The sequence below is a fragment of the Sphingomonas sp. HT-1 genome, from assembly GCF_048568905.1.
GTDB lineage: Bacteria > Pseudomonadota > Alphaproteobacteria > Sphingomonadales > Sphingomonadaceae > Sphingomonas.
Genome location: NZ_CP183770.1, coordinates 427,602 through 453,639 on the forward strand (window position 1 = coordinate 427,602; position 26,038 = coordinate 453,639).

General features: G+C 63.8%; 33 protein-coding genes and 1 pseudogene. 17 read left to right on the plus strand and 17 right to left on the minus strand.

The features are described from left to right. Nucleotides 1-461 precede the first annotated feature (461 nt). Complete coding sequence (locus ACNFJ7_RS01985) at nt 462-2,822, plus strand: ATP-binding protein (protein WP_050990155.1); 2,361 nt, start codon at nt 462-464, stop codon at nt 2,820-2,822. 230 nt (nt 2,823-3,052) lie between these two features. Here ACNFJ7_RS01985 and ACNFJ7_RS01990 read toward each other — a convergent pair whose 3' ends face one another. Beyond that, the gene (locus ACNFJ7_RS01990) at nt 3,053-4,036 is read right to left on the minus strand and encodes a GGDEF domain-containing protein (RefSeq protein WP_019369324.1); all 984 of its coding nucleotides are present in this window, start codon (nt 4,034-4,036) and stop codon (nt 3,053-3,055) included. 493 nt (nt 4,037-4,529) lie between these two features. Next, entirely contained in the window at nt 4,530-6,659 is a 2,130-nt protein-coding gene (locus tag ACNFJ7_RS01995; protein ID WP_019369323.1) for a methyl-accepting chemotaxis protein, read from the minus strand. Nucleotides 6,660-7,550: 891 nt separating this feature from the next. Between ACNFJ7_RS01995 and ACNFJ7_RS02000 the strand changes: the two genes are divergently transcribed. Further along, nucleotides 7,551-9,866, plus strand: a complete 2,316-nt coding sequence (locus tag ACNFJ7_RS02000) for an EAL domain-containing protein (protein ID WP_082664474.1) — start codon at nt 7,551-7,553, stop codon at nt 9,864-9,866. Between the two features lie 267 nt (nt 9,867-10,133). Continuing rightward, on the plus strand, nt 10,134-10,757 hold the full coding sequence (locus ACNFJ7_RS02005; RefSeq protein ID WP_236704484.1) for an ArsR/SmtB family transcription factor: 624 nt from the start codon (nt 10,134-10,136) through the stop codon (nt 10,755-10,757). A gap of 30 nt (nt 10,758-10,787) precedes the next feature. Here the strand turns inward: ACNFJ7_RS02005 and ACNFJ7_RS02010 are convergent, their stop codons facing one another. From ACNFJ7_RS02010 to ACNFJ7_RS02020, 3 genes are read right to left on the minus strand one after another with little or no spacing between them, the layout of a single operon-like run. Further along, entirely contained in the window at nt 10,788-12,065 is a 1,278-nt protein-coding gene (locus tag ACNFJ7_RS02010; RefSeq protein WP_082664475.1) for a tyrosine-type recombinase/integrase, read from the minus strand. Continuing rightward, a complete protein-coding gene (locus ACNFJ7_RS02015; RefSeq protein WP_019369319.1) occupies nt 12,055-12,303 on the minus strand; it encodes a hypothetical protein in 249 nt (82 codons plus the stop codon). The genes ACNFJ7_RS02010 and ACNFJ7_RS02015 overlap by 11 nt, the downstream gene beginning before the upstream one ends. Before the next feature lie 15 nt (nt 12,304-12,318). Continuing rightward, a complete protein-coding gene (locus ACNFJ7_RS02020) occupies nt 12,319-12,756 on the minus strand; it encodes a thermonuclease family protein (protein WP_019369318.1) in 438 nt (145 codons plus the stop codon). A 560-nt stretch (nt 12,757-13,316) separates the two neighbouring features. Between ACNFJ7_RS02020 and ACNFJ7_RS02025 the strand changes: the two genes are divergently transcribed. After that, nucleotides 13,317-13,562 carry a hypothetical protein gene (locus tag ACNFJ7_RS02025; RefSeq protein WP_019369317.1) on the plus strand — a complete coding sequence of 82 codons (246 nt, stop codon included), beginning with the start codon at nt 13,317-13,319 and terminating at the stop codon, nt 13,560-13,562. A 7-nt stretch (nt 13,563-13,569) separates the two neighbouring features. Here the strand turns inward: ACNFJ7_RS02025 and ACNFJ7_RS02030 are convergent, their stop codons facing one another. The 10 genes from ACNFJ7_RS02030 to ACNFJ7_RS02075 form a co-directional block, all read right to left on the minus strand. Next, nucleotides 13,570-13,749 (minus strand): hypothetical protein, encoded by a 180-nt coding sequence (locus ACNFJ7_RS02030; RefSeq protein WP_019369316.1) that lies wholly within the window; start codon nt 13,747-13,749, stop codon nt 13,570-13,572. Further along, nucleotides 13,742-13,975 (minus strand): hypothetical protein, encoded by a 234-nt coding sequence (locus ACNFJ7_RS02035; protein ID WP_019369315.1) that lies wholly within the window; start codon nt 13,973-13,975, stop codon nt 13,742-13,744. Before ACNFJ7_RS02035 ends, ACNFJ7_RS02030 begins: the two co-directional genes overlap by 8 nt. After that, nucleotides 13,968-14,336, minus strand: a complete 369-nt coding sequence (locus tag ACNFJ7_RS02040) for a hypothetical protein (RefSeq protein WP_026009108.1) — start codon at nt 14,334-14,336, stop codon at nt 13,968-13,970. The genes ACNFJ7_RS02035 and ACNFJ7_RS02040 overlap by 8 nt, the downstream gene beginning before the upstream one ends. Further along, nucleotides 14,336-14,818 carry a hypothetical protein gene (locus tag ACNFJ7_RS02045; RefSeq protein ID WP_019369313.1) on the minus strand — a complete coding sequence of 161 codons (483 nt, stop codon included), beginning with the start codon at nt 14,816-14,818 and terminating at the stop codon, nt 14,336-14,338. Before ACNFJ7_RS02045 ends, ACNFJ7_RS02040 begins: the two co-directional genes overlap by 1 nt. Nucleotides 14,819-15,023: 205 nt before the next feature. Beyond that, complete coding sequence (locus ACNFJ7_RS02050; RefSeq protein ID WP_236704485.1) at nt 15,024-15,407, minus strand: hypothetical protein; 384 nt, start codon at nt 15,405-15,407, stop codon at nt 15,024-15,026. Further along, complete coding sequence (locus tag ACNFJ7_RS02055; protein WP_019369310.1) at nt 15,395-15,544, minus strand: hypothetical protein; 150 nt, start codon at nt 15,542-15,544, stop codon at nt 15,395-15,397. The genes ACNFJ7_RS02050 and ACNFJ7_RS02055 overlap by 13 nt, the downstream gene beginning before the upstream one ends. Next, nucleotides 15,541-15,849, minus strand: a complete 309-nt coding sequence (locus ACNFJ7_RS02060; protein WP_019369309.1) for a hypothetical protein — start codon at nt 15,847-15,849, stop codon at nt 15,541-15,543. The genes ACNFJ7_RS02055 and ACNFJ7_RS02060 overlap by 4 nt, the downstream gene beginning before the upstream one ends. Continuing rightward, on the minus strand, nt 15,846-16,112 hold the full coding sequence (locus tag ACNFJ7_RS02065; RefSeq protein ID WP_037513470.1) for a hypothetical protein: 267 nt from the start codon (nt 16,110-16,112) through the stop codon (nt 15,846-15,848). The genes ACNFJ7_RS02060 and ACNFJ7_RS02065 overlap by 4 nt, the downstream gene beginning before the upstream one ends. A gap of 92 nt (nt 16,113-16,204) precedes the next feature. After that, nucleotides 16,205-16,612, minus strand: a complete 408-nt coding sequence (locus ACNFJ7_RS02070; RefSeq protein ID WP_236704486.1) for an HIRAN domain-containing protein — start codon at nt 16,610-16,612, stop codon at nt 16,205-16,207. Next, on the minus strand, nt 16,613-17,296 hold the full coding sequence (locus ACNFJ7_RS02075) for a S24 family peptidase (protein ID WP_019369306.1): 684 nt from the start codon (nt 17,294-17,296) through the stop codon (nt 16,613-16,615). A gap of 55 nt (nt 17,297-17,351) precedes the next feature. On the opposite strand from ACNFJ7_RS02075, the gene ACNFJ7_RS02080 reads away from it, so the two are divergent. The 12 genes from ACNFJ7_RS02080 to nusG all read left to right on the plus strand — a co-directional run bounded on the left by ACNFJ7_RS02080 (nt 17,352) and on the right by nusG (nt 22,962). Then, nucleotides 17,352-17,618 carry a transcriptional regulator gene (locus ACNFJ7_RS02080; protein WP_019369305.1) on the plus strand — a complete coding sequence of 89 codons (267 nt, stop codon included), beginning with the start codon at nt 17,352-17,354 and terminating at the stop codon, nt 17,616-17,618. Then, a complete protein-coding gene (locus ACNFJ7_RS02085; RefSeq protein WP_156804364.1) occupies nt 17,615-17,872 on the plus strand; it encodes a hypothetical protein in 258 nt (85 codons plus the stop codon). The genes ACNFJ7_RS02080 and ACNFJ7_RS02085 overlap by 4 nt, the downstream gene beginning before the upstream one ends. After that, complete coding sequence (locus ACNFJ7_RS02090; RefSeq protein ID WP_152997844.1) at nt 17,869-18,336, plus strand: hypothetical protein; 468 nt, start codon at nt 17,869-17,871, stop codon at nt 18,334-18,336. The genes ACNFJ7_RS02085 and ACNFJ7_RS02090 overlap by 4 nt, the downstream gene beginning before the upstream one ends. 42 nt (nt 18,337-18,378) lie before the next feature. Then, the gene (locus ACNFJ7_RS02095) at nt 18,379-18,645 is read left to right on the plus strand and encodes a hypothetical protein (RefSeq protein ID WP_019369303.1); all 267 of its coding nucleotides are present in this window, start codon (nt 18,379-18,381) and stop codon (nt 18,643-18,645) included. After that, complete coding sequence (locus tag ACNFJ7_RS02100) at nt 18,638-19,174, plus strand: hypothetical protein (RefSeq protein ID WP_019369302.1); 537 nt, start codon at nt 18,638-18,640, stop codon at nt 19,172-19,174. Before ACNFJ7_RS02095 ends, ACNFJ7_RS02100 begins: the two co-directional genes overlap by 8 nt. Next, the gene (locus tag ACNFJ7_RS02105) at nt 19,174-19,389 is read left to right on the plus strand and encodes a hypothetical protein (RefSeq protein ID WP_019369301.1); all 216 of its coding nucleotides are present in this window, start codon (nt 19,174-19,176) and stop codon (nt 19,387-19,389) included. Before ACNFJ7_RS02100 ends, ACNFJ7_RS02105 begins: the two co-directional genes overlap by 1 nt. After that, a complete protein-coding gene (locus tag ACNFJ7_RS02110; protein WP_152997845.1) occupies nt 19,373-19,786 on the plus strand; it encodes a hypothetical protein in 414 nt (137 codons plus the stop codon). The genes ACNFJ7_RS02105 and ACNFJ7_RS02110 overlap by 17 nt, the downstream gene beginning before the upstream one ends. A 21-nt stretch (nt 19,787-19,807) precedes the next feature. Next, on the plus strand, nt 19,808-20,740 hold the full coding sequence (locus ACNFJ7_RS02115) for a DUF2303 family protein (protein WP_019369299.1): 933 nt from the start codon (nt 19,808-19,810) through the stop codon (nt 20,738-20,740). 65 nt (nt 20,741-20,805) lie between these two features. Further along, the gene (locus ACNFJ7_RS02120) at nt 20,806-21,159 is read left to right on the plus strand and encodes a hypothetical protein (RefSeq protein WP_026009106.1); all 354 of its coding nucleotides are present in this window, start codon (nt 20,806-20,808) and stop codon (nt 21,157-21,159) included. Beyond that, entirely contained in the window at nt 21,156-21,809 is a 654-nt protein-coding gene (locus ACNFJ7_RS02125; RefSeq protein WP_019369297.1) for a hypothetical protein, read from the plus strand. Before ACNFJ7_RS02120 ends, ACNFJ7_RS02125 begins: the two co-directional genes overlap by 4 nt. After that, nucleotides 21,793-22,332 carry a hypothetical protein gene (locus ACNFJ7_RS02130; RefSeq protein ID WP_019369296.1) on the plus strand — a complete coding sequence of 180 codons (540 nt, stop codon included), beginning with the start codon at nt 21,793-21,795 and terminating at the stop codon, nt 22,330-22,332. The genes ACNFJ7_RS02125 and ACNFJ7_RS02130 overlap by 17 nt, the downstream gene beginning before the upstream one ends. Before the next feature lie 54 nt (nt 22,333-22,386). Next, nucleotides 22,387-22,962, plus strand: a complete 576-nt coding sequence (gene nusG / locus ACNFJ7_RS02135) for a transcription termination/antitermination protein NusG (protein ID WP_160327958.1) — start codon at nt 22,387-22,389, stop codon at nt 22,960-22,962. A gap of 123 nt (nt 22,963-23,085) precedes the next feature. Here the strand turns inward: nusG and ACNFJ7_RS02140 are convergent, their stop codons facing one another. Both ACNFJ7_RS02140 and ACNFJ7_RS02145 read right to left on the minus strand, forming a co-directional pair. Then, the gene (locus tag ACNFJ7_RS02140) at nt 23,086-23,289 is read right to left on the minus strand and encodes a hypothetical protein (protein ID WP_160327959.1); all 204 of its coding nucleotides are present in this window, start codon (nt 23,287-23,289) and stop codon (nt 23,086-23,088) included. Nucleotides 23,290-23,481: 192 nt separating this feature from the next. Then, a pseudogene (locus ACNFJ7_RS02145) lies at nt 23,482-23,586 on the minus strand (PEPxxWA-CTERM sorting domain-containing protein); the annotation flags it as partial. A 1,891-nt stretch (nt 23,587-25,477) separates the two neighbouring features. Between ACNFJ7_RS02145 and ACNFJ7_RS02150 the strand changes: the two are divergent. Next, a complete protein-coding gene (locus tag ACNFJ7_RS02150; protein ID WP_019369292.1) occupies nt 25,478-26,038 on the plus strand; it encodes a hypothetical protein in 561 nt (186 codons plus the stop codon).

Genomic DNA, 26,038 nt, shown 5'->3' on the forward strand with positions numbered 1-26,038 from the left:
CGTTAAGCCGCCTCCATCACGCCTCCAGAAGCCGTTGTCGGTTTTATCGAGCCGCACGGCACAATCGGGAACTCCTCGACCCTGAGGGTTGGGCATCACATCAATAGCAAGTGCCTCTCACCGAGGCTGGGAGCCCCGATAGTCACCGGTTCTCCGAGCGGGGAGCTGAAGCGGTTCGCTCCGATCCGGCGGGAGCCGAATGGCAAGGCGCAGGTCCTGATGCGTGGCGATGTGAGCACAGGTGCTCCGAGACCGGGCAGCAGCTGACTCAATTGAGGGCCGTAGCGCAAACTGGAGGAGTTCAGGGAAGCACGTCACCGATGCCACACCCAATCACACCCTCGTTGAGGGACGCGACCCACCAATCAGCACCCTTCTCGTCGAGAAGTACGTTTCTTGCGCGATCTTCGATAATGACATAATTCTAAAATAACGCCGCAGATCGGCGGTGCGAGGCATCCATGCCAAATCTGCTGAAGATTATACATCGTTACCATTATGATGCTGTGCTTTTCGCAGGCTGCCTCGCCGCCAGTACGTTCTGGCTGCTTTGGTTCCGCGTCTTTGAGGTAACGGTTCCGATCTCGTTATCGATCGGCATCGCCGTCGCCGGACTGACATCAGGAGGGATCAGAAGGTGGCCGGCAGTTTCAATGGGAATATTCTGCGCCTTCCTTCTATTGAACTCGTTTCACGTCGGCGTGGAGCCGGTTGCGACAACCGCCGCCCTGACGATCGGGGGCATTTGCACTGCGTGGGTCATCGGACGGACGAGCGTGGAGTCGAGCGACCTGCTTGAACCGCAAGCGCTGCTCCGGGTTCTCGGCGCGGTTGCAATAGGGTCCCTTGTAGCCGCGGCGATCAGCGGCGTCGGCATAGCGCTGATGAGACCGGTGGAGTTGCCGACGGAGATTGTTGGCCGCTGGATACGTTTTGGCCTGGGCATGATGATAGCAACGCCTCTGGTACTCGTGTGGGCAGCCACTCCGATGCAGAGATGGCATATTGCGGATTGGCTCGGCCTTGCCTCCCTGCTCGCGATCACCACGGCGGTGGCTTCATGGACATTCCTGCGCAACGACACGGATCCGATCGCTTGGCTGGTATACCCGCCTCTTATCTGCGTAGCCCTTGTCTATCACCTCCGCGGCGCGGTGACCGCTACTGCAATCGTGACGCTTATCGTTCTGTGCGGCACCAGCCTGGGCCTAGGACCATTCGCCCTTGCGCCCCCGCACTCCCGGACACTGCTGGCCCAAGGATTTGTCGCGGTCGTCAGCGCGTCCACACTGTTGCTGGCAGCCTTCGCAGACAAACGGAGATTGGACGCGCATCGAAAGATCGCTGAGCAGCGATATCGCGCCGTCTTCGACCAACATGGTGTTGGAGTGGCGCTTCTATCGCTTGATGGCACATACCTGGAGATGAATGCGCGTGGCCTGGAAATTTGCGGCTATGCCAGGGAAGAGATCGTGGGTGCCGACTATCGGCTCCTCGAACCCAATGCGCCTCCCTATGGCACAAATCTTCCTTCAGCCGGAGCGCTCGGAGGAAATTGTGATGTTTCCGAGGAGCGTGCTATCCTCACCCGTCAGGGCAATTGCCGCATCTTGGACGTGGCAACCAATATCGTTCGGCGGCCCGACGGCACCCCCGACCATCTGATCGCCGTTTCCAACGACATCACCGAACGGGTGGAAGCTCGCAACGCGCTCGCCGAAAGCGAAAGACGACTCCGTCTCGCGCTGGAGGCCAGTGGCACAGGGGTATGGGAGATCGACCTGCCGCAAATGCGGCTGCACCACTCTGCGGAAAGTGCCTGCCTGTTCGGGCAGGAACCGCGGGAGGACGCCCTGCCGTTCGAAAGCCTGAAAGAAATCATCGCGGAGGATCAGTTTGAGTTGCTGACGACGGCGGTGTCAAAGGCAGCGATAGCCGGCGGGGTGATAGACTGCACAATCAGCGTCTTGCCGGCAAACGAGCGGAAGCGGTGGCTTCGAATGTACGGAAGTTGCGACTTGCAACCCGACAAGCCCCGGCTGCTCGGCCTCGTGATGGACGTGACCCGCGATTTCGAAGCAGCGGCGCGGCTCCGAGAGGCCAATGAGCGATTGCTCGGCGTTGCGCGGTTGAGCGCCATGGGGGCGGTCGCTTCCACCCTCGCGCACGAACTGAATCAGCCGCTCGCGGCGCTGACCAACTATATCGCGACGTGCAAGTACATCGCGAAGGCACGCACCGACACCGACCCCGCCGAATTGGATGCATTGGACCAGGCCAACGTGCAGGCGCAGCGCGCAGGCGGAATCATCCGGCGCATTCGCGCATTCGCACAGACCGGAGAAATTGAAACCCAGTTGATCAGCTTCTCGGCCATCATCGAAAGTGCGCGAGCCTCTATCCAGCATTTCAACCTCTTCAAGGGTGCGACCTTAGACTGTGACTTCGACACCCAGCCTGCGACCATATTGGGAGATCCGCTTCAGCTTGAGCAGGTCGTGACAAATTTGGCGCGTAACGCATTGGAGGCGACGCAACATCGGTCGGAGCCTTGGCTGCGGATGGTGACCAGGGTCTCCGAGGAGGAGGTCTTGGTGGAAATTGCAGATAACGGTGAAGGCCTTGATGAGGCGATGCTCAGCAACCTGTTCGAGCCGTTTCGGACGACGAAGACAACCGGCACCGGCTTGGGGCTGCCAATCTGCCGCACCATCGTCGAAGCGCATGGTGGGCGACTTTGGGCGGAGAACCGCGTCGAGGGCGGGGCTGTCTTCTGCTTCGCTCTCCCCCGGGCACATCCGTTGCGGGAGGTAGTCGCCTGAACATGCCACCAGCGCCCGATCCGGTTGATGTAGGATTGTCATCCGTTGGCGTGCTGCCTAAGCCTCCGCATCATGTCGAGCGATCTCAACATCGATCGTAAAGAAGCTCGTCGAGTTCGCCAGCGAGTCGCATCAGCGTCGGCCACGCCGCTTCGGATATGACCCTCGACGGCTGCAGACGGTGCGGGGATGCCGGGGTTGCCCATAACGCGCCGCGCGTAGTGCACGCGTCAAGCCGAAAGCAGTTGATTCCGCCCGTTCTTTTTGGCGCCATACAGCAGCCGATCAACGCCCTCGCAGAAGTCGCGGACATGCTGGCCATCGCACGGGACCACGGTGCTGACGCCCAGGCTCGCGGTGACGAACGGGCTGCAGTCCGACGCTGCGTTGGGAATTGCGAGTGCCTCGATGGCATGGCAGCAACGCCGCGCGAAATCCAGCGCAGCGGCTTCGTCCGTCTGGGGTAGAAGCAGGACAAACTCCTCGCCACCGAACCGCGCGACGACATCCTGTTCGCGTCCGACTTTCTTCAGCGCGGCGGCGACCGACACGAGGCACTCGTCGCCACGGAGATGGCCGTATAGATCGTTGAACCCCTTGAAATGATCGATGTCGAGCAAGATCATCGACAGCGGGCGGCGCGTGCGACGCGCCTCCTCCCAGCAGGCTTCGAGCCGTTCGTCGAACCGCCGACGGTTCGCGATCCGGGTCAGTCCGTCCTCGAAAGATAGGGCTTCCAGCTTCCGTTGCATCTTCGCTAATTCCTGCTCGATCCGCTTGCGTTCGCTGATGTCGAACATGAAGCCGATCAGGCTCTCCACATCTCCCTGGGCGTTGCGAACGACGTGGACGACGTCGCGGATCCAGACGAACCCCCTATCTTGCGTGAGCGCACGATAATCTGCCTCATGATCCACCCCCGCAATGGATTGAGCGACACAATAGTTGACGACATGCTCCCGGTCGTCCGGGTGAATGCGGGACGCCCAGTCCTCCACCGAGACCCAGCTGTCTTGCGGCCAGCCGAGCAGCGTCGCAATCTGGGGGCCGATATATTCGAAACGCATGGTCGCCCAGTCGATCTTCCACGGGATGGCACGCGTGGATTCGAGGAGCGTACGGTAAACTGCGTCCTCCGCGCTCGCGTTCGACCGGGCCGCTGCGCCGGAAGGCGCGTCGTCGGAACGAACAGAATGCGATTCTATCTGAGACATGGAAAGCGTGTCCGATCAATGGGTACGGCAGGCCGAAGCCGAGGGGGGCACGCTCTACCTGCGCCCTCGGGGTTAGAAAACCGTAATCTGGGACAGAGGTTGTTCGGGGCGTTTGAACAGCGGGGATACGTGAATTGCCGAGCTGTCAGCGGTGATACGCTGCCGCTGGCCGCTCAGGCGCAGCGGCTCGACATCAGCCGCGGCAGCATCTACTATTTTCCGCGGGCCGTACCCACATAGCTGAAAGGAGCGACGCCGGCCGGCGTCGCTTCGTAGCAAGAGATCCGCGTCCGTTCGAAGTTGAAGACTAGACGCCCTATCGACGGGGCAAAGATGTTCCGGTGTGCGTGTGTCGCCAGCCTTGATGACAGCCCTTCCGGAACAAGGGGGTGTACCAGCAGGGCTCGACTGCGGATTCAGCGTCCATCCTGCGCTCAAGTTGCAACCGTGCAGTGTAGAGGCCCCAGGCAAAGGGGGGCGGCCCGGCACGCATCTATGCCGGTACTGCATCCCTCTGATGACGGGGTCGCGTGCGTGGCGATCGCTCCGCTGCGGGCGATCGCGAGTTGGCAGAATCCACCTGGAAGCGCTTCGCCTGGCTGGCCAGGATTTCCACCTCCTCGGCAAGGCTCGCCGCAGCGGCCGACGTCTGTTCCACCATGGCGGCGTTCTGCTGCGTCGCGCGATCGACATCCGCAACCGCACTGGTGATCTGGCTTAGGGAACCCGACTGTGCATTGTTGTGGTCGCTCATTGTACCGATCAGCTGGTGGACCGTCGCGACGCCTTCCGCGATGGCGTCCAGCGCGCCATCGACCCGTCGTACGGCGTCCACGGCGGTGGCGATCCCCGCCTGCGTAACCGTCAGCTGTTCGCGGGCTCGCTTGGCCTCTTCCTCCGCGCGCATTGCAAGGGCGGAAACGAGATCCGCCACGACCGCGAAACCCCGCCCCGCCTCGCCGGCGCGACCGGCTTCGACGGCGGCGTTCATGGCGAGCACGCGCGTCTGAAAGGCGATCTTGTCCAGCCCCTCGATCACCGAGTCGATGTCCCGAGCACTCATGGCCACTGTGCCCATGGAATCGACCGCTTGGCTGGTGATCGAGCGGCCATGCTGCATTGTGGTGATCGCATCGTCGGCCCGGCGCATCGTCTCGGCGGAAGAAGCGGCGGTCGCACGCACCCGCGCATCAACCTCCACCAGCGAGGCGGAGGTCTCCTCCAGCGTAGCCGCATTGCTTTCAGTACGGCGCGCCAGATCCGCTGCGGCGTGCGAAATCTCTTTGGAGCCGGCCCGAATCGCTTCGGCACTCCGCAGGGTGTTGCCGATCAACGAACAGAGGCTTTCGCTCGCAGCGTTGAAGTTGGTCTTCAGGATGGCGAAGGGGCCGTTCAATTCGGTAGTCACGCGGTGGACGAGATCACCGCGCGCAAGGGCGGCAAGGCCGGTGCCGACGCTCTGGACGATCAGCGTGGTCTGCGCCTCCTTGGCATCCTCCGCCTCCCGAAGCTGGGTTCGCAGGACGGCCACGCTCTTGCCCAACTCGCTGAGCTCGTTGGTGCCGCCGGGCAGTGCGATATCGCCGCGCAGTTCCCCGCGGCCAATTGCATCCGTCGCGGAACGGATCTGCGACAGGGGGGCGATGATGCTCTGGGTGATACGCCGCACCAGCAAGATCAGGGCCGTGCCGATGGCGAGGAGAAGCAGCGCCGCGCCGGCCAGCAGAAGGTCAGCGCGCGTCTTCTGCGCGTTAGCGTCCGCGATCATGCCTGCCGCGACCGAGTCCTGTAGCGTTTTCAGGGCTTCGATGCGGGTGGTCGCCGCCTTCCACCACATCGCAGCATCCTGATCGAGCGACGCGCCCGACGCGCCGGCCGCGAACGCGGCATCACGATACTGCTGCACGATGCGCGCACTGGGATCCGCCAATAACCGATCGAGCGCGCCACGCTGCGCGTCTGTCGCAGCCTGCCCGAAATTTGCAAATGCCCCGTCCTGCAGCGCAATGACGCCCACGAATGATCGAAACGTCGCCGGATCGAAGCGACCGGCACCGAAGCCGGTGGCGCCCATCGCACGTTCCAGCCCTGCGGCCTCTTTTCCCTGGATGATGTAGATATAGGCGGCCTGCGCCTTCGCCTGTGACTTCGACGTGTTGGAGGTAGCAAGTCGCTGGATCGCATGGAGCGAGGTATTCACCATCTTCGTGTACCGCGCCGCAAGCACCGGAACCGTTAGCGAGCGCTGCTCGATGGCAGCACGAATCCGGCCGAGCTCCTCCAGCCCCTGTGAAACCTCGTGCAGCGAGCCCGTAGCTCCGATGCCCCTGAGCTTTTCAACCTGGCGATCGGTTTGCTCGCGCTGGCGCAGTAGCTCGTCGGCGAACTTGCCCCCCTTGCTGCTTGTGAAGCCCGCGGAAAAACCCCGCTCGCGTTGTAGTTCGTGTACCAAGTCGCCCAACTGCACCGAAAGCGCGGTTCCGGCTGCCACCTGGGCCGCTTCGCTGCGCGCCGCGGCCTGGTGGAACAGCATGTTTCCCGCGAACAACAGCGCCGCAGCAGTTGGCAGCGTCGCAATCAGCCGCAAGCGCTTCGAAATGGTTGTGTTCACAAGATCGATCATGGAGCACGCACTCTGGTGTCATCGCCGCAACCCGCGCAGCGCGGTAGAACGCCCTCATTATAGATGGTCCCGGCCAACGGCGCGCCCTGCTCCGTGCAACCGAGGGAGATTACGTACTCTGGCTAACGCCTGCTAGGCCCCTGAAATCCAGGCAGTTCAGCCGACAGCTTCGTTACTGCAGGTGCCGGCGGGCTGGGGCGGGGCTAACGCTATCGAAGCTCCGATCGACATCTCTTCCCGCGAACATTCTCATCCCCCGGCGAAAGCTCCTCGTGCGCCCCCGGCCATCGTGAAGACCACAACAGTACGTGGCGCCAAACAGACGATTATGCGGCAAGGTCCCATGTTCCAGGACGGCCAACCGGTCCCGGCGCTCGCGCAATGACGATGTCTTAACTAATGTGGATTTCTTTCTTCGACCCGATTCCAGACCGTATCGATTCCTTGCGAATGACCGGTTCCGGTGTGAGCGGACGTTCCTGCCACCGCGTCTGAACGGCGTAAGTTGGTCGGCTCCTGCCACTCCGTGTAGCCAGCAGCCACCCCTTGCCACCATTCCGTCTGCGCCGGCTTTCGGGGGACTCGGTGAGCCGGCTGAACGGCTGGAACTGGGCGCTCAGCTGCCGATGAGGCCGTGCTCTCCGCCCTTTTGCCGCTCCCCCTTCACAGGTCGCCGTGGCGGTGCTGGCCGGCCCGTTCCCTAATTAGGCAACCTCTAAGGAGGGAGGATCCTGGCACGACAATCGCTACGCGGTACACCTGCATGGTGGCAGTTCACCGAAAAACAACGATTGCGCCCTACCCTGAGGCGCAAGCGGTGCAGGCTGCAATTGTTCTGAATATTGAAGCCTGAATACCTTGCATCGGACCCTTCTTTAGTTGCGCAGATGCATGTCCCATCGTTCTCACCTTCCCCCTCTCAGCCCTGCTCTGCGGTTCACTGCCTTCGTGGCGGCGCCTGCGCTCTGCCTCGCGGCCGCGCTGGTCCTGTTCGGAACCTGGAGCCTGTGGGCGACGGCCACTGAGGTCGATGAGTCAATCCGCGGACGACAGGCGAACGACGTGCATCTGGCCTTGGGCGCGGTGCTCGACGACGTCGCGCAGAGCCAGGCGGGCGTCGCCATCTGGGACCCTGCCTATGCGGAGGTGCAGAAGGCCAAGCCTGACGCAGAGTGGCTCGACAAAAACGTGGGTGTTTGGCTGAACTACGTGTTCAATCATGAGCTCGACATCATCATCGACGGCCAGGACCGGCCGGTGTACGCCATGCGAGGCGGTGAGCGCGCCACCCCGGCGATATTCGCGCGCGTCCGACCGGCGCTGCTCCCGCTGATCCAGGCGGCTAGAGGCTCGCTCCGCCGGGCACCCAACACCCACGAGCGCTTGCCTGGCCAAAAACTGGCGCAGAACAGCACGGTGCGCACCTCCCCAGCCGCGTTCCACGCGACCGACCTCGTACAGGTGTCCGGGCGTGCGGCCGCGGCCAGCGTGATGCGGATGATCCCCGATTCCAAGCTCGTGACCGGCCCTCCAGGGCGGCAGCCCATGCTGATCAGCATCCGCTTCCTGGACGGCAAGCTGATGGGCGACCTGAGCCGCATCCGGGGTATCCGCGACGCGCAGATAGTGTCCGCACCGGCGTCGACGAAGACGGGCATGTACAGCGTGCCCCTGCGGTCGTCGCAAGGCATGCTGGTCGGTCATCTCGGCTGGCGGCCGGACATGCCCGGCCGCGACATCCTGCGGTCGATAGCCAAGCGGGGCGGCGCGGCGGCAGCTGCGCTGATCGCGTTGTTGGCGGCACTCGTCTTCGTCGTCGGGCGATTGATGTTCAGGGATGCCCGTTCGATCGGTGCGCTGGAAGCCGCTCGGCTCGAGCTTCAGGCGAAGGAAGCGCGCGCCCAGTATCTCGCCAACCACGACGTGCTTACCGCCCTGCCGAACCGGGCTGCATTCAATCGCGTTGTCGATGGTGCCGCCGGAAATGTCGCCCAGCAGGCGCTCGGCGTGCTGCTCATCGACCTGGACAAGTTCAAGCACGTCAACGACACGCTGGGCCATCTTGCCGGGGACCAACTCATCCAGAGCGTGGCAGGCCGCCTCTCGGCCCGGCTGCCCAACGGCGGGCTGCTGGCGCGGCTGGGCGGCGACGAGTTCGCCATCTGCCTGACCGAGGATCTCGAGGCGGAATCGCTCGGCACGCTTGCCGAAGCCTGCCTCGCCGAGCTGCGCAAGCCCTTCCCGATTCTCGGATCGGAAGTGCAGATCGGGGGCAGCATCGGCATCGCCACGGGAACTCCGCGCAGCTCCGATCGCACCGAGCTGCTGCGCAAGGCCGACATTGCGATGTACAGCGTCAAGGCCAGCGGCCGCGACGGCTATCGCTTCTTCACCGCGGAGATGGACGAGAGCCTCGCCAATCGGCGCGAGCTTGAAGAGGATTTGCGAAAGGCGCTCGGCGCCCGGCAGCAGCTGTTCGTCGCCTATCAGCCGAAAATGGATGCAAACGGCGCGACGGTGGTCGGGCTGGAGGCGCTTGTCCGTTGGGATCACCCGGCAAAGGGTCTGCTAACGCCCGATCTCTTCATCCCGATCGCGGAGGAAGCGGGCCTGATTCACGCGCTGGGCGGCTGGGTGCTGGCGGAAGCATGCCGCGTCTCCAAACAATGGCCCGGCCTCACGATGGCGGTCAACGTGTCTCCCGTCCAGTTCAAGGCGGAAGGCTTCGCCGCAACCGTGCGATCCACCGTGCAGACCTGCGGCGTGGATCCACGGCAGATCGAGCTCGAGGTGACCGAGGGGATCCTGATTGATGATGCCGAAGAAGTACGCGCCGCGCTCCATGACCTGCGCGGCGCAGGCTTCCGGATCGCCCTGGATGATTTCGGCACTGGCTATTCCAGCCTGAGCTACCTCAAACGATTCAAGGTAGACCGTCTCAAGATCGACAAGAGTTTCGTCAAGCGGATAGGACGGGACCAGGAGGCGATTGCAATCGTCCAAGCGGTCATCGCCCTGGGTCACGCGATGAACCTGTCCGTCACAGCCGAGGGCGTCGAGACTATGGAGCAGGGCTCCCTGCTCCGAACGATAGGCTGCAACGAACTACAGGGATATCTTTTCTCTAAAGCTCTCCGCGAGGAGGAGCTATCCATCGAACTCGACGGCATACCGAACCGGGCCATCAGGGGGCAAAGGGCAGGCTGAATTGTCGTGTCGCCATCAGCCGTCGTCCGTTTGCGTCCGCTTATGGGAAGAGTGGTCAGCTCGCTGAATGACAGCCAGTGGGCGCAAAGCCGACCGGCTGATTTGCGAGAAATGAATGGCGGGTTTCAGCAAGAGCCGCCGCTCACATCAACGACGCTGAATGTCTTGAGCTGGTCGTGAGCTGCCCCACGCCGGGGCTCGCTCAACGGCAGCTATGCCGGTCTCGTTCTCCAAAAGCGGTCATTTCCGCTTCCCACCATTTCCGCCATGGCGGCTACCGCCAGCATCGCGGCAATCGTTCATCGCTTTGGTGAGCGCGTGAAGCATCGTCCCGATGGAGGTGAGAGCGCTGGGGATCGAGAGCCCGCTGGTGGCGGAACGCGATATCGAACGTTACGCGACGTCTCCGGGCAACCGATCGCTCAAGCGCCCGCCTTTCCTCTCTCCTCTCGAGCGGCTTCGGGCATATTGCTACGCCGTAGCAATATGGCGCCCGGAAATCTTAATACGTTCAAAGCCTTCCATGTTTTGCATGTCTCACATACGCTGCACAGCATGAGCGACGACTTTCACAACTTCACGGAGCGCGCGTCGGCGTTCCTCAAGATTCTTGCTGGCCGCACGCGCTGCATGTTGATCTGTGAACTCCTCGATGGCGAGAAGTCGGTGAATGAACTCGCGATGGCAATCCGTTCAAGAACGACCGCCGTATCGCAGCAACTCGCGATACTCAGAACCTCTGGCATGGTCTCCACCAGGAGGGAGGGCCAGAAGGTGTTCTATTCGCTTAAGAGCGAGGAGGCGAGGCGTTTCGTCGCGGCGCTACTCGAAGTTCTGGAGCAGAACGCCAACGCAGCCTTCGTAGAGCAAGCGCACATGCGAGCCGCCTAGCAGAACCATTCTGCACCCGAAGGAAATGGATCAGATACGGGCGCTTACCTCGACAAGAGACGCATCGCCTGTGATCCTCGCAATATGTTCTCGCCGGGCTCTTCCGATCCGTCGCGCTTTCTCGCGGTTGGCTTTGTCGTAGATCTTCGTTGTTTTGATCTCCGAGTGTCCAGATACCGCTCGGATATCTACCTCACCGGAGTCGCCGATCTCGGTCAGCCCACCATGTCGGAAGCTGGTGAACCGCAGGTCCTTCGGCAGCCCGGCCTTGATACGGATTCGCTTGTGTAGCTTCTGCATGTAGTCGATGCCGTACGCCTTCCCGGTACGCTCATCCCGCACGATCATCTCGTGCTCGGCTCCCTCAGTGCGCGGCGTGCGCGCAAGCTCTGCTTCCAGCTCCGGGTATAGCTGCACCGCATCCTCACCTTCCCCGTCGACAAGCGGCAGGGTGATCGGCTTGCCCGTCTTAGACTGGATGACGGCGATCTGCTCGCCCGGGCGATAATCGTCCCAATAGAAGCCTCGCACGACCTTCTTGTCCGGATCCTCGAACCCAAACACGTCCGTCACCCGCTGGCAGGTCTCGAAGCAGAGCGCCGCGGCTGTCGCCATTGACTGGCGGCCCATGGCGCGCGCCGTCTCGCGATAGAGGTCGTATTCGGCCCGGGTCGCTGCACGGTTGCCCTTGCCGGGCCCGACGCTTGTTTTGATGCCCATGCCCTTGAAGGGGTTCACCTTCACACCGGTGTGCTTGGAGTAGCCCGGCCGGCACGCTGAGCTCCACACCAGCCGGCAGACCTGCATCATGTAGGAGCCCTGTCGCTCACCGTGTTTGGCGATCGCGCGCTGGTACAGCTTGTCCGCAGCGGGCCCGTCGACCGCGCCCGCCTGGCGCTGGCCAAAAGTGCCGGTCTTCATCGACATTTCCTCGACGTACCGCATAGCGCGCTCGTAGCCGACGCGCGTCTGGTGGCGCTTTTCGGTGAAGCGATCCTGCTGCCGATACCAGTCGAACAGCCATGTGATCGTGCCGTGCGGCACCTCCGCCTTGTCGCCGAGCCGCCAAGCCTTGAACGCTTCGTTCAGCACGCGGGCGCGAACGATCACCTCGGCGACGTCGGTGCCGAGCGGCGTGCTCTCAACTGGGCAGGTCTTGCCGTGGCGAAGCGCCTTTCGTCTAACTTTCTCATCGGGGGAGGAGGCGAGCTTCGGATCCGCCCAGGCGGGGCGACACCAGAAGTACGCCTTCTGCCCGCTGGCAAGTCTCCGCACGTTGACATAATGGGGGAGGCGTTCAGTCGCCATCGCCGAAGTCCATGTCTTCGGCCACGTCGCCGAATAGCTTCCGGATCGCGTCGTCCAGCTGCGCACGCTCGGTGATCATCGAGCCGTTCGGCCCGCGCGCTCGGAAGCGAACTGTACCTTCACGCTCCCATTGCCGCATCTGCGTCTCGGAGACACTGGTATAGGCGAGCGCCATCGCTCGCGTCATCGCGGCGGGCCAGAAGGGGATTGTGCCGTCGAGCTTCTCAGCGGCGCCCATGGTCGGCTTCTCCGTTCAGGGTTGTGGTGCCCGCCCACCGCGGGGAGCGGGGCAGGGGTCCAAGTGGTAGCGGCGCCAGTACCGATCCCACCGAGTGGCGGCACCGGAAGCGGTAATCGCGCAGGCGAGGTCGCGGCCGTCCGGTAAGCGGCAGCGAGCGACGATGCGGTTGTAGCTTGGCTCGAGAGCCTGGCAGGTGAGCCGGCGGCGCAGCACTAGCGCCGAGACGGTGCGCTGGCTCGCCCGGGCCCGCACGTCGCTGCAGACGTACTCGGCGCGGCCCTGGCGGCAGGGCGTGGCCGATGCGAAGTCCGGCGCCTGGACACCAGCGATGCGGACCTTCGGCCCCTCGGCGCACCAAAGGGGACCATCGCCGTCGTGGACGCGGGTGACGGTGCAGGTGAACGGCTGCTCCAGAGCGAGCGAACCTAGTAGTACTCCGAGCAGCATCATGATTTTACATCAATTAGTATGGGCACCACATCACCGAATGCCGGAGTACGTGCTTTGTCGAGATCGCAGCACACAGCAGCCGAGATCCAGAACGAGCTAAAGCGGGTCGCTGCCTCTATCAGCACGCCTGAAGACGGAGAGCAGGTGAAATTCCGGCGGCCGTTCCTCGCCGGGCCACGCTGGCCATTCGAGCATAATTGGGACGTCTGCGTTGATACACCGACCGGCTTGGAGCACCTCGCATACCGAGCAATCGAAGACGTCGCGGCTAGGTGGAACCTGACTTGGGTGCGGTAGGATCCCCACGGCACAACCTCCTCCGCTGACTCCTGCGGGTCTTCAAAAACGTAGCTGGAACGGCCATGGCCGCTAGAACTAGCGAGTTCGGCGTTCAGGCACTTGGAGCCGGTGATGCGTCTTTGGGCCCCCTCCGCGCACCAGAGCGGCCGGTGACCGTCGTGGATGCGGGTGAAGTTCTGCCGTCCTGCCAGTGTGGTGAGGATCATGCTGCGCTCCGAGGTGTTCTAATACGACGTGCCCTCCTAAGACGGGATCTCTCCATGGCCAGGTCGACGCACACTGCCGAGGAAATCCAATTGGAATTGGATAGGGTGGCAGCCCTTATGTCTGCCGACAGTGAGGACCAGAGCATCGAATTCCACCTGCCGACGCCGGTGGAAATGGATGAAGACTGGCCATTCGAGCATAATTGGGACGTCGTCGTTGAATGCCCAGAGGGCATGGAGGACTTTGTCGAGCGAGCGTTAAGCGATGTAGCCGGGCGCTGGGACCTCGAAACAGACTGACGCCTTATCACTGCCTGCTCCCATCTCGGCAGGGCGCGCAGCGGCCGTTGACCAGCCGCGGCATGTCCTCGCCGCATTCCTCGCACTCGCCCGGCGCGCCGACGGCGATCGGCTGCCGCGCCGCGCGCAGGCTGCGCTCGAGGTGCTGCTCGGCGAGCGCGTTTGCCTCGTCGATCGTGTCAGCCATTGAGGCGGTCTCCAAAAATTGCGCGCTGCCAAGCCAGGTGGCGGAGCATGTCGAGCGCCAGCGCGTCGACCTCGCGGAAGTTGTCCTGCCCGAACTCCCAGTCGCCGAGGCCGAGCAGCTTCATGATGATCCGCATGGTGTTGCGGTGGACGCGGATCTCCATGTCGCCTTGACGGCCGATCCGTTTGCTGAGTGCTTCCAGCACTATCTGGCGGCGGTCAGCCATTGGCCACCTCGGTCATCTGCGCAGCGTCGCGCTCCATCAGGATCTTGCGGAGGGCGAGGCCCTCGCCATTCGACCAGTACATGCCCGGTAGGGAGCCGCCGGGACCGTCGTACTGGCCGAGGCGGCGACGGGTCAGCGCCCGGGCGACCGCATAGTCGGCGCCGGTGCGCAGCTCGACGCCGAGCCCCTCGGTCCCGGTGACGTCGTCCGGCGCGCTCGCGAACAGCATGCGCTTCTGCGATCCCGGCAGGTCGCCCACCCTGATCAGCGATGCGAGCTCGTCCGCCTGGCTCGCGGTCCAGCGCTGCGCCATGATCGCGCGGCGCGCGGCGGCGAAGGCGCTCATAGGCCAGGCCTCCATCATGCGGCCTCCCGGCTGTCGTGCTCACCGCAGCCGCGGCCGACCAGTTCGCCGTTCACGCCGCCGGTGAAGTCCTGCCAATGCACCCAGCCCTTCGGGCAGGCGAAGCCCCACTCGCGAACCTTAGGCCCGGTGAAGAACAGGGAAACCGCCGGCTCGCCGTCGATCAGCTCGAGCCGGTGAAGCGCTTCGGCCGGCCGGTGCACGATCGAGCCCGCATCGCGGATAAACGTTCCCTCGGGCGTGATCTCGCGATAGCGGCCGATCAGCAGATAGGACGTGTTCGCCCACGGATGGTCGTGCAGCGCCCGGTCATCATCGTCGCGCAGGATCTGGTGCAGATAGACGTTCATCTGCTCGTTGCGCGGGACGATCCACCAGCGCCGCATGTACGCGGGCTCGCCGATCACAAAGTCGGGCTGGCGCTGCATCTGGGCACGCGCCCACGCGGCCATATCCTCGGGTGAGGTATAGGGGATCATTGGAGCTGACCTTGATAGGTGCTCCGGCCGGCCTCCACGGCCGGAGCGAGGGTGCGCGCTTGTGCGCTGCTTGCGACCACGAGGGTGGATGTGGAGGCCACCTCGGGGGATCGGGGCTGGTACGCCGCGAGGACGCACCGAAAAAGCATGCTGGCGAGCAGCAGAGTTCCCACTCCGCAGACGCTGCCGAAGTAGAGCTTCCGCATTAGGATTTCCCCTGAGTGAGCAAGTGCCGATTGAGGTAGCTGGGCTCCTTCACCCAGCCGTTCCGCAGCACGATCTTCACGTCGCCGCTCGGCGCGATCACGCGCAGCCGCCCGTCTCGGGTGACCGAGAGGACCGGGCAGTCGAACTGGAACACCGGCGGCGCGACGCCGCGGGGCCAGTACATTTCGCGCGACGTGGCCTCGCGGAACACGGTGACGAACACGCCGTGCGTGTCGGGATCGATGCCGTTCCCCTTCATCGCGCCGACCTGGGCGCGCGTGAAGCGGTCGCCCGGCGCGTCGAGCCAGCCCACCCAGGGGCTCTGGTTCGACGGCGCGATGACGATCTTGTCGCGTTGCCGGGGGAACGTCACAGCAGCCACCAGCGGCGCCGAGGGCGCTCCTGCGGCTGCGCGACCTGAAAAGGCGCGCGGCGATCGGCCGCGATCCAGACAGCACCCCAGCGCTTCGTCTGCTCCGGGCGTTCGCTGGCGCGGAGGCGGGAGTAGGCCGGTTTCATGCTGCGGGCTCCAGCACCGGCAGCTTGCGCAGCTGCTCGCGAAACTCCTCAGTCACCTCGTCGTCGATCTTGCGGAAGCGCCGAGCCCCAAGGCTTGCACCGTCCGGGTGATGTGGCCCCGTGTGGTCGAAATTACACAGGATCACGTTCCAGGGGTCTTCAGGCCACCAGAACGAGACATCCTCAACGGCAAAGATGCGGTAACTACGACCAATTCGCAGGCCTGTGTCGTCGCCGCAGCCGCAGCCGCACGCGCCGTCGTCCACGCATACCACGACATCGTTGGGTTCGAACGGCGCGCTCATGCCGCCACCGCCACGCTCTCGGCGTCGATTGCCATGTTGATCAGTTCGAAGAGGGTCAGGCCTGACATGCCCAGGCGCTCGGCGCGCAGGTCAATGTCGTCGAAGCGGCTCTGCACCTGCGCGCCGATCTGGGCGCGGCGCGGATCGCCGTACCGCATCCCGACCAGCGGGCGGGTGATGTCGCGGATCTCCAGCACGACCGCGCGGAAGTCGTCGACCGCCTGCAGCACGTCTGGGTCGTTGAGTGAGGGATGGGTCAGCATTGTAGCCTCTCGTCCGAGCCGCTCAGACGAGCGACCTCATGACCCGAGAGCTACAAAACAATTGTAGCTATGTCAACAGAGTTTTTGTAGTTTCAACCGAAGTCATACGGCGGCTCGAAGTCCGGCCAGAAATCAGGGTCGTTATCCTGTTGATCTTCAAAGGCTTGCTGCTTCTGTGGCAGCGTTGGTGCCGCGCCATCTAGATTGACGCGGATAACCGCTCCGTAGGGCGTCTGCTCCTGGAAAACGGCAACGAGGTTCCGGCCATCCCTCAGCATCGCGCCGATCCATGGCGCGCGCTCGGCGCTGAGGTAGCCGATCTGGAAGTGTCGCGCGCTCAGCACCATCACGGCGTGCGGATCGACCGGGTTGCGCGGCTCGGGGACGAGCTCAACCGGCTCGCCTCGCGAGCAGAACATGATTTCCGACCTGCGATTGCCGCCGTCGGCGTTCTCGAAGGCCACCCCGACCACGGCTAGGCTTAGTTCAGAAATCGGCACTCACATGCTCCGCGCGATCCAGATCACCTTGCCGACGATATGGATGAACTCTGGATCGGCCAACCGAGAGGGGATGCTCGGATTATCGGAGATGATTTCGATCATCTCCTTGCCCTCGTGGATGACGCGGGCGAGCCGCTTGATGTAGCCGGCGCCCGCGTACTCGAATGCCCAGATCAGATCTCCGAACGACGATCGCGTTTCGGTTGTATCGACCAACACGAGGTCGTCTTTCAGCAGGGTCGGCTCCATGCTGTTGCCGATGCCAGAGGCAAGGAAGAGCTTCTCGACCGGCGCGCGTGTAAGCTGCTTCACGAATCCGAGGTTGAACGGGATCAGGGTCGCAGAGGGGTAGTCGTCGATCGAGGCGCCGTCGCCCATGGCGTACCGGATATCGACCTGCCGGATATAGATAAGCTCGTCTCGGCGCGAGGTCTCCTGGTGAGCCGGTGGAGCGCCTTCCTCAAACGCCATGGTGACGTATCGGAACCACTCCGGCATGCGCTTGGCCGCGCCCTGCTCGAAACCAGAAACTGATTGCTGGGTGAGCTTCTGAGAGCTGCCCTCCCGCTCTGCGATCGCACGGGCATAATTAGCGAGGGCGATCGTCGACCACCCGCGCTTGTTGCGCTCAGCGCGCATCCAGCGCGCGGCGTCGGCGGGATCTTTGGGGAAGGTCGTCATAACCGAAGCGCTTACAAAAATTTTTGTCGCTCCGGTGCTACAAAAGTGCTGTTGCATGGCCTACAACATTTCTGTAGAGAATGAGGATATGGCCAGCGACGATCTCCACGATGCGCTTCGAGCGGCGGTCCTACAAGCGGACAACAACCAGTCGAAGTTCGCAGCCGCTATCGGCACCTCGCAACAGCTGGTCTCGTACTGGCTGAAGAACCGTCGACCGCTGCCCGCTGAATACGTGCTCCCGGCTGAGCGCGCGGGCTTCGGATCCCGGCACGACTTGCGGCCGGACCTGTACCCCCGAGAGGAGGCCCAGGCGGCATGATCAGCCTCGACCACGACAGCGGCGCGCGCGTCCGGCTCGCCGCCACCTGCACCCGCTGCGGCGTGGGCGGCTGGCACCCGGAAGCTCGGAGCTGTCAGCTCCCGAATTGCGGCCTCGCCGCTGCCGACATCGACCCCCTTGGCGCAATGTACGCGTCGGGAGCGGGCGCGGGTCTTACCCCCTCCCTGGGGCCCGCGCCCGCTGTTTCCGCCGATGTCGATCCCCTTCTTCATGCTCAGGAGATTGCACGTTGAGCCGCCAGCAAATCCACGGTCGATTCACGACCGTACCGGCATCTTTGCTCCTGAAGACCCTCGGCGATAGCCTGGACGACATCCGTCGCCAGGACGGCGCCAACGACGAGGACCTTGGCGCGGTGCTGGGCAAGCACAAGGATACCGCCGAGCGCTACCGCAAGGCGGAGGGCGAGATGGGCGTTGTTGCGTTCCTCCGCGGCTGCCGCGCCTGGGACGGGCGCTTCGCGAACGCCACGCTGGCGCTGGTCGGCATGAAGCTGGTCGAGATCGACAGTGGTGCGGGTAGCGATCGCGCGGGGTTCACTGCGCTCGCGACGCTGCTCGCCCAGCTGTCTGAGGCGCTGGAAGACGACAACATCGTCGACGATTGCGAGCTGGCTGCCATGGCGGCCGCCGTCGAGAGCGCCGGCAAGCATATCGACCGCATCCGCGAGCGGCTCCGCCCGCGGCTGGTTTCCTAACCGAGGATCACGCGCCGGCGGGGCCGGCTGAAGGAGTGCACCATGATCGCCACCAAAGGCGCGGCGGCTGCGCAGGCAGCTTCCGCGAGCGCATCTTTGCGCGCTGAAGCCGGTGCAGAGGAGCGGTACCCGTTCCTTTCCCACCGCACCGTTGCCGAGGCCTGGCCCGACTGCGGCGCGCCGCGCTGCGTTGGTGGCGTCTGGCGCCTGGAAGACGAGCGCGTCTCCGCCGTGCGCCACGAAATCGACGGGTTCATGTTCATTCCGATGGCTGCTCGCGTCGGTGCCGCCGAGGTGTCGAATGGCTGAGATGATCTGCCGCGACTGCTCGGCGCCGATCTCGCGCCAATCGAAGACCGGCCGCTGCAAGTCCTGCTCTGCCCGGCACCTCAACGCCTCGCCAGAGCTGACCGCAAAGCGATTGGCGGCGATCGAACGCTACTATGCTCAGCCTGGAGTACGCGAGCGCCACGCCGCCCGCTTCGCCGAGTACAATCGCAACATCCCTGACGAGCATCGCGAGATGCGCCGCCAGCACGGTCTGCGCCAGGCACGCGAGGTGCTCGCCCGCCCGGACGTTCTCGCGCGCTCCAACAGCCCGGAGGCTAAACGCAAGGCCGGCGCGGCCCGCACCGAGCGCACGCTCGGCTGGTGCCCGGCCGAGCTGCGAGACCAGTACCGCCAGTTGTGCGCCAGTCAGCGGCTGAGCGCGGCCGAGGCGCGACGGATCATAGAGGCCGAGATTCCTGGCACCGCCGAGCACGGCAAGCGGGTCGTCGCGAGTCACATCCTGCAAGGGCAGCTCCGCCATGAGCGCCGGCAGCGGGAGGCATACTGATGTCCCGCGCCGCAATCACCGAAGCTGCGCGCCGCCTCTCGGGATGGCTGCGGCGCGCCAGGCTGTCCCGCGATCTCGACCGCGCGCTCGCCGACCGCCGCCGCGCACGCGACGCCCGCCAGGCGGCCGCCCGCAAAGGCGAGGCCACCAAGTTCCGTAACCGCGTCCAAGCTCTCAAGCTCGTGAAAGGAGACCACCGTGACCACCATGCCTGACCGAGGAACGGCACTCCCGCCGATCCCGCCCGCCGACGGGGGGCGCATGCCGCCCGCCGCCAATACCTTCGGGGACTTCGTCCGCTTCCTCGAAGATGGCCAGTTCGACGTCGAGTTGACCGAGGTGATGAAGAGCCTCGCCGGAGAGATGGCGAACGCCGCCATCGATAGCGGCGGCAAGTCGAAGGGCAAGCTGACGCTGACCTTCGATTTCGCCCTCGAAGGGCGCGTGTTCAGCATCGCCGCGAAGCACAAGGTCGACCTGCCGGTCGCCAAGCGCCCGAAGTCGGTCATGTGGACCACTGAGGACATGCGCTTCACCCCCAGCAATCCCGCGCAGGGCCACCTGTTCGGCGTCCGCGAAGTCGGCGGCGCCGGCGGCTTCCGCGACGCCTGATCTCTCAGAGAGGAAACACCAATGGTTTACCCCACCACCTCGGGCGGCGAGCTCGTCCAGCAGGTCCGGAGCTTGGTCGAGGACTATGTCCAGGCCGAGGACATCACGTTGGTAGATCCGGCGACCGGCGTCTGCGCCCTGGCCGTCCGGTCCGGCAACAGCATCGAGCCGATCGACCCGAAGATCTTCGAGCCCTATCGCAACGCGCCGCGCTTCCGGCATGGCACCGCAACCATGCTGTCGCTCGATAGCCTGATCGAGCACGTCAACCGGTTCAAGGACGACGACTCGATCATCTTCGCGAACGATGATCGCAAGAACCCGTCGCTAACCGCGGTCCTTGACTATCACCGCATTGGCGCGGCCGGCGATCCCCGCTTCGGCAAGCACCGCTCGACCTTCGCGTTCCCGCTCTCCGACGAGTGGCAGGCTTGGGCCGAGGCGAACGACGAGAAGATGACGATGGCCGAGTTCGCGGCCTTCCTCGAGAACCGCATCATCGACGTGCTGTACCTCGTGCCCGGTGAGGACACGCTGCCGGAAGATCTCCAGCGGCTGGTCGACACGCTCGGCGGCCCGGACACGATCGCGACGCCGAACAAGCTGATGGAGCTCGCCCGCGGCCTGCAGGTGAACGACGAGGCGATCGTGCAGGAGGCTGTGAACCTGTCGAGCGGGGAGGGCGTCGTGCGCTTCCAGGCGCGGCATACCGACGAGAATGGCGCGCCCCTCAAGGTGCCGTCACTGTTCCTGATCGCCATTCCGGTGTTCCGCAACGGGCCGCTGTACCGGCTCGCCGCCCGGCTCCGGTACCGCGCCTATCAGGGGCGCCTGACCTTCTGGTTCGAGCTGTGGCGCACCGACCGCACCTTCGACCATGCCTTCAGTGAATCGCTGGAGCGCGTCCGGGCCGAGACGGAGCTGCCCGTCCTGGTTGGGAAGCCAGAAGCCTGAGCACGACAGCGCCGCCGGGTTCGCTCGGCGGTGCACCGCCTCCACGCGCACGAGTATCCAGATTGATGATCGCAGAGCTACCCTGGCCGCCCCGCATCCTCAGCCCCAACGGGCGCGGGCACCACATGGCCCTTCACGCGGCAAAGAAGAAGGCCAGGCGCATCGGCGGCGAGGCCGTGATCGCGGCCGGCCGCCCGCGCTTTCCCAAGGACACGCCGCTCGCGGTCACGCTTACCTTCCACCCGAAGACGCGCACGGCGCCCGATGAGGACAATGCGATCGCCAGCCTCAAGGCGTACCTCGACGGCATAGCGACCGCGCTCGGCGTCGACGATAAGCTGTTCCGCCTGCAGCGACCGATCATGGCCGATCCGGTGAAGGGCGGGCGCGTGCTCGTCTCGATCGAGATCGCCCAATGAGTGCAGACCTGCTCGCCCGGCTGATCGCCGCCGGCACGCCCGCCGACCTGGTCGGTGAGGTGGCGATGGCGCTCGCCACGGCACAGGCCCAGGCGCAAGCGGCGACCCAGCCGACCAAGGGCGCGCTGCGCATGCGCCGCTATCGGGAGCGTCACGAAGCGTCACCAAGCGTCACATGTGACGCCAGTGACGCACAAGTGACGCATAGTGACGCTGACCCCTCCCCCAATAAAAGCCCCCCAGACCCCCAAAAATTAACCCCCACCCCGCACACACACGAGGGGCCCGCGCCCGATGCGCCTGCGACGGCCCGAGCTTGGGCCTGCCCGGCTGGCGTTGACCCCGAGCACTGGCGGGATTTCCGCGCCAATCGCCGCAAGAAACGGCTGACCGACACCGACACAGCCTACCGCGGCCAGCTGAAGCTGCTGGCGCAGTTCGCCACCGCCGAGTGGCCGCCCGGCCGGCTCGTCGAGAAAGCAGCCGAGAAGGGCTGGGGCACGATCGTCGATCCATCCGAGTACGAGGACCAGAGCAATGGGCACCGACCAGCAAACCACCGCCGCAACCGGGATCGCAACGGCAGCAACGGCCTGCTCGATGCCGTCATTGACGCCGAGCGCCAGGAGCGTTTTGGCGCGCGCCACTGAAGACGGCGCGACCTTCAGCGCCAGCGACATCGCCGTGATTGAACCAATCGCGAAGGCTGTCGCGCCGAGCAAGCCGGCCGACGAGCGAACCATCCGCCAGTCGATCGGGACACTAGCTGCTTCGATGCCCGCCCAATCCACGAGCGAGGTCGCCGGGCGGCTCAAGCTGAATGCCTACGTTTCCGCACTCGGTGGCTGCGACGCGGCGGCGCTTGCCTATGCCTGCCGACGATGCCTGAAGGAGCTCGATTGGTTCCCGACGGTGCGCCAGATCGAGGAGCGGTTGAAGGCCTATGTCAGCCCGGAGCAGCATGCGATCAACGTTGCCAGGTACATTCTCCGCAACGGCAAGCGTGAAGCCGCGGAGGAAACTTGCGGGCCCGTCACCGACGAGCAGGTCCGTCGGATGAGCACGGAGATCCGGCGCATGGGTCTCCGGCTTGGTCACATCCCTCAGGAGCAGCTCGACCGCATCACGGCGGAAGAGCGCGCGGCTGAAGCGCCGGAGCAGCGTGCGGCGTGAGAACGAGAACAAAGCGTGATTCCTGGGAGGGTTGAGAGTATGTGGCGGGGCAAGATGGAAGAGGCGCAGATGATCGAGACGAAATGGTGCATCGTGCGTACGAGCCCCGGCCGTACGATCTCGGTCGTCCGCTCGCTCGAGCAGATTGGCATTGAAGCTTGGACCCCGATCGATGTCATCAAGCAGCGTGTCCCGCGCAGCCATAAGACCTTCTCTCGCGAGATCCCGATCATGCCGACGTTCGTATTCGTTCGTGCGCGTCACCTCGGCGAGTTGCTGGGCATCTGCGCCTCGCCGGTGTCGGGCCATCCGCCCTTCTCAGTCTTCCGACATGCCGGCCGCTTTCCGTTCATCGCTGACGCCGATGTGGTGAGCGTCCGGCTGGCGGAAGAGCGGAAGCTCAAGGCGCGGCTTCGCACGACCAAGAAGGAGTTCGAGCCCGGAGCGATGGTGAAGGTGCCGGACGGGCCGTTCGCCGGCATGAACGGTATTGTGGAGGAGGGCAACGGGCGCTTCGCTCTCGTTGCTTTCGGCGGCTCCTTTCGCGTGCGCGTTGCCTCTTTTCTTCTGGTCGAAGATGCGATACAGAATGGGAACACCCCAACCGGGACCGCCGCTATAGCGGCTTAAGGTAGCAGGTCGGCAGGGCTTTTGACCCAGGTCGCCGCTCCAACCAACGCAGGGAAGCAGACGCTTCTCGCGAAGTCCGAAGGCTGCCTACAACCTACGTTGACCAATTCGAGAACAATGTCGTCAATCATCAGCGGGAGGCTGCTGTTGAAAGCCTCCGCTCTTTAGAAGGTCGACGGCATCACCGACATGATCCCAGAAGTGAGCTTCATCGAGATTATGCGCTTTGATTGCTGCGACAAGCTTGTCGACGATCACCCCTGGAGCATGGTCGCCATGAAGGTGCAGCATCTGCATGGCGAATAGTTCGGCATCCTCGAGTCGCATAGGAAACAATAACTTAGATTGATCGCATTTGCTCAATCTGCCGAGCACTGTCTGCCGCATCGCACAAACGGGTGGACCCGCACCGGGAACGTAACTGCGGCAGGTATTTCCAGGTGTCTAGGCCAGCACGTCCAGGCTGCTTGCAAGACGAGGACCGGCGCGCCTGAGCAAATCAGACGCGCCGGTCGTGGATCAAGAAACTGCCGCGTGCAGCCTCTTGCGGCGCAGGGCCGAACCAGCAAGGCCAAAGCCCGCGATCATCATGGCCCACGCGCCGGGTTCGGGAACCGCGCCGCCGACCGAAACTGTGACGGGGGTTTGCGTCAGCGAAGCCACGCCGGACTGTGCGAAGGTGAGGCCCGTGACGAATGCCATTGTGTTGGCGGGATCCAAATTCGCGCCTACATCAATACCTCGGAGAGCGAACCCCGAGATGCCTGACCCGAAACCCGCAAGGGACGTGAAGTCAATGAGCTGGCCGCCCATCACGCCGGTGAACAGCGGATTATTTAGATCGCTAAGAGCGTAGATATCGTAGCCGTCCAGATCCCCAGTGATGGTGGGGAAGATCGCAGCCAGGATGTTTGGGCTACCGCTAGACACCTCATAATCGTACCCGACTGCGACCTCTGGATCGAAGTACAGCATCTCACCTTCCACGGCGACGAAGTCGAACTGGAACCCGCCGTTCGAAGTGATGCTCGTCGGCATTGCAGCCTCGGTGGGTGTGTAACCCGGGATCGAGAGGGTAGGGATGGTTCCCGATGAAGAAGACAGGGAGACGTTGGCTGGAAGCGCAAACTTCAGCATCAGCTGCACGTCCGCCTGAATGTACGCGCCGGTGAAGGTGAAGCTTTCCGAAGCGGCTTGCACGAGGGCGTTGAACGTGAAGTCCTGCTGATCGCCGAAGATGCTGAAGCTGTACAACTCAGCGTAGGAGGTGGTGTAGTAGACGTCGTTCCAGCCTTCAGAGGTGGGGGCGAAGCTGTTTATGCTCTCGATACGGACAGTGCCGGTTGAGCCGATCCCATTCGTAGGCGTGAGCGACGCTTGAGCGAAGATGTTGCCGTAGCCCTCATCCAAGGCGAAGCCGCCCCACAACGGATCCACATAGAAGAAGCCGGTGGTAACAGAGTTGGCGTTAGCACCGTTGACGGTAAATCGAAGAGTGTCGTTCCACGAAGCACTCGCGAACGCCGAAGCCACGCCCGCTGCCCCAACAGCCGCATATAGCCGACCCGTTGAGGTATCCCCGCCGCTTGTAGCGAAGTCAGAGCCGTCAAAATTTTGGTGTGCGAACGGGTCCGTAGCGATGGAACCGGACACGGCGGAGCCGGCATAGAAATAGCTACCGGCAGTCGTCGTTTGTCCGTCAACGGAGATCTGCGCCAACGCCGAGCCGGGCGACGCCAACAGCGCGCAAACGCTCAATGCTTGCAAGTACTTCATCGCTTCCCCTTTCAAGTTAGGCGAGTTCGTATCACGCGCGAGACTTGCCAAGAAGCACCCGTGTTAACGCCCCCTTAACGATCCATCGCAGTTGCAAGTGTCGCCTCTTCCTCAAGTACTTGGTGCTGAAACCTAATAAGTTCACGTTAGATCGGAGACGCCAAATCGGGAGGTGAGTCCCCTATTGGCACATCTTGTGTCGGGGGTTTCCTTGCACGGTGCCGGAGGATCTATGGCTGGCAAAAGCAAGCTTACTTCACTGCCTGCGAGACTTTCACCGCTGCCTCCGCGGATCGCTTCGTTTGATGCCGGCGGGCGAGGTCGTGCGCAAGCAAGCCCGTGGCGGCAATGGTATAAGACGGCCCGATGGCGAGCTTTGCGACTTCGCATCTTCGTGCGTGACGGCTTCCGCTGCCAGTGGCCGGGATGTCAACGCGTCGAACCGAACACCTCGCAATTGGTGGCGGACCACCGCCAAGCGCACCGTGGCGACGAGCGGCTCTTCTGGGATGAGGACAATATCGAAACCCTCTGCAAGGCCTGTCACGACGGCGCAAAGCAGAGATCGGAGCAGCGCGGAGCAGCGAGGCCCTAGCGCCCATCGCACGACCGGTATCACCCGGGGGGGGTGACCAATCTCGTTCGAAGCTCGGGCTCACTGGACCGCCCCCGTCCCACGCGGAGAAAAAATCCTGGTGGAGCGGTCCAGGGTGCGAACTTTCGCCGGAGGTAGCCGCCGATGGCGCAACGGAAATCAACTATCGACTGGGCGCGGATCGAGCTTGAATACTTGGCGGGTGAAGATTCCATCCGCGAAATAGCTGACCGGCACGAGATTTCGGACGCAGCTATTCGAAAGCGGGCGAAGGCGCAGGGATGGGTTCGCGAGGTTCGCACTGCGAACCGGTGCGAACCTGAGCGCCAGCCGCCACCGCCTCCGCGTTCGAACCCAGAGGCGCCTCGCGATCACAACCAGATCGCCGACGACGGACGCTCGCTGGTCGCCCGCATGCTCGACGAGCTGGATGCGGTCACTAGCCGTCGCGGCGAGCTTGAGGATCTGATCATTGCCGCGACCGATGGTGATGATGACGACAGCCGCCGCGACGCGATGCTGAAGTTGCTCAGCTTGGGCAATCGAGCGAACACCATGAAGACGCTTGCGCTCGCATTGAAGACGCTGAACGAGGCGGCGGCGCCGCAAGGGAAGAAGGCTGCGCAGCAGGAGAAGGCTGCGCAGATCGGGGGTGGGTCGAGGTTCGCCGCTCTTGGCCCTCCCACGCTCAAGGCGGTAAAGTAA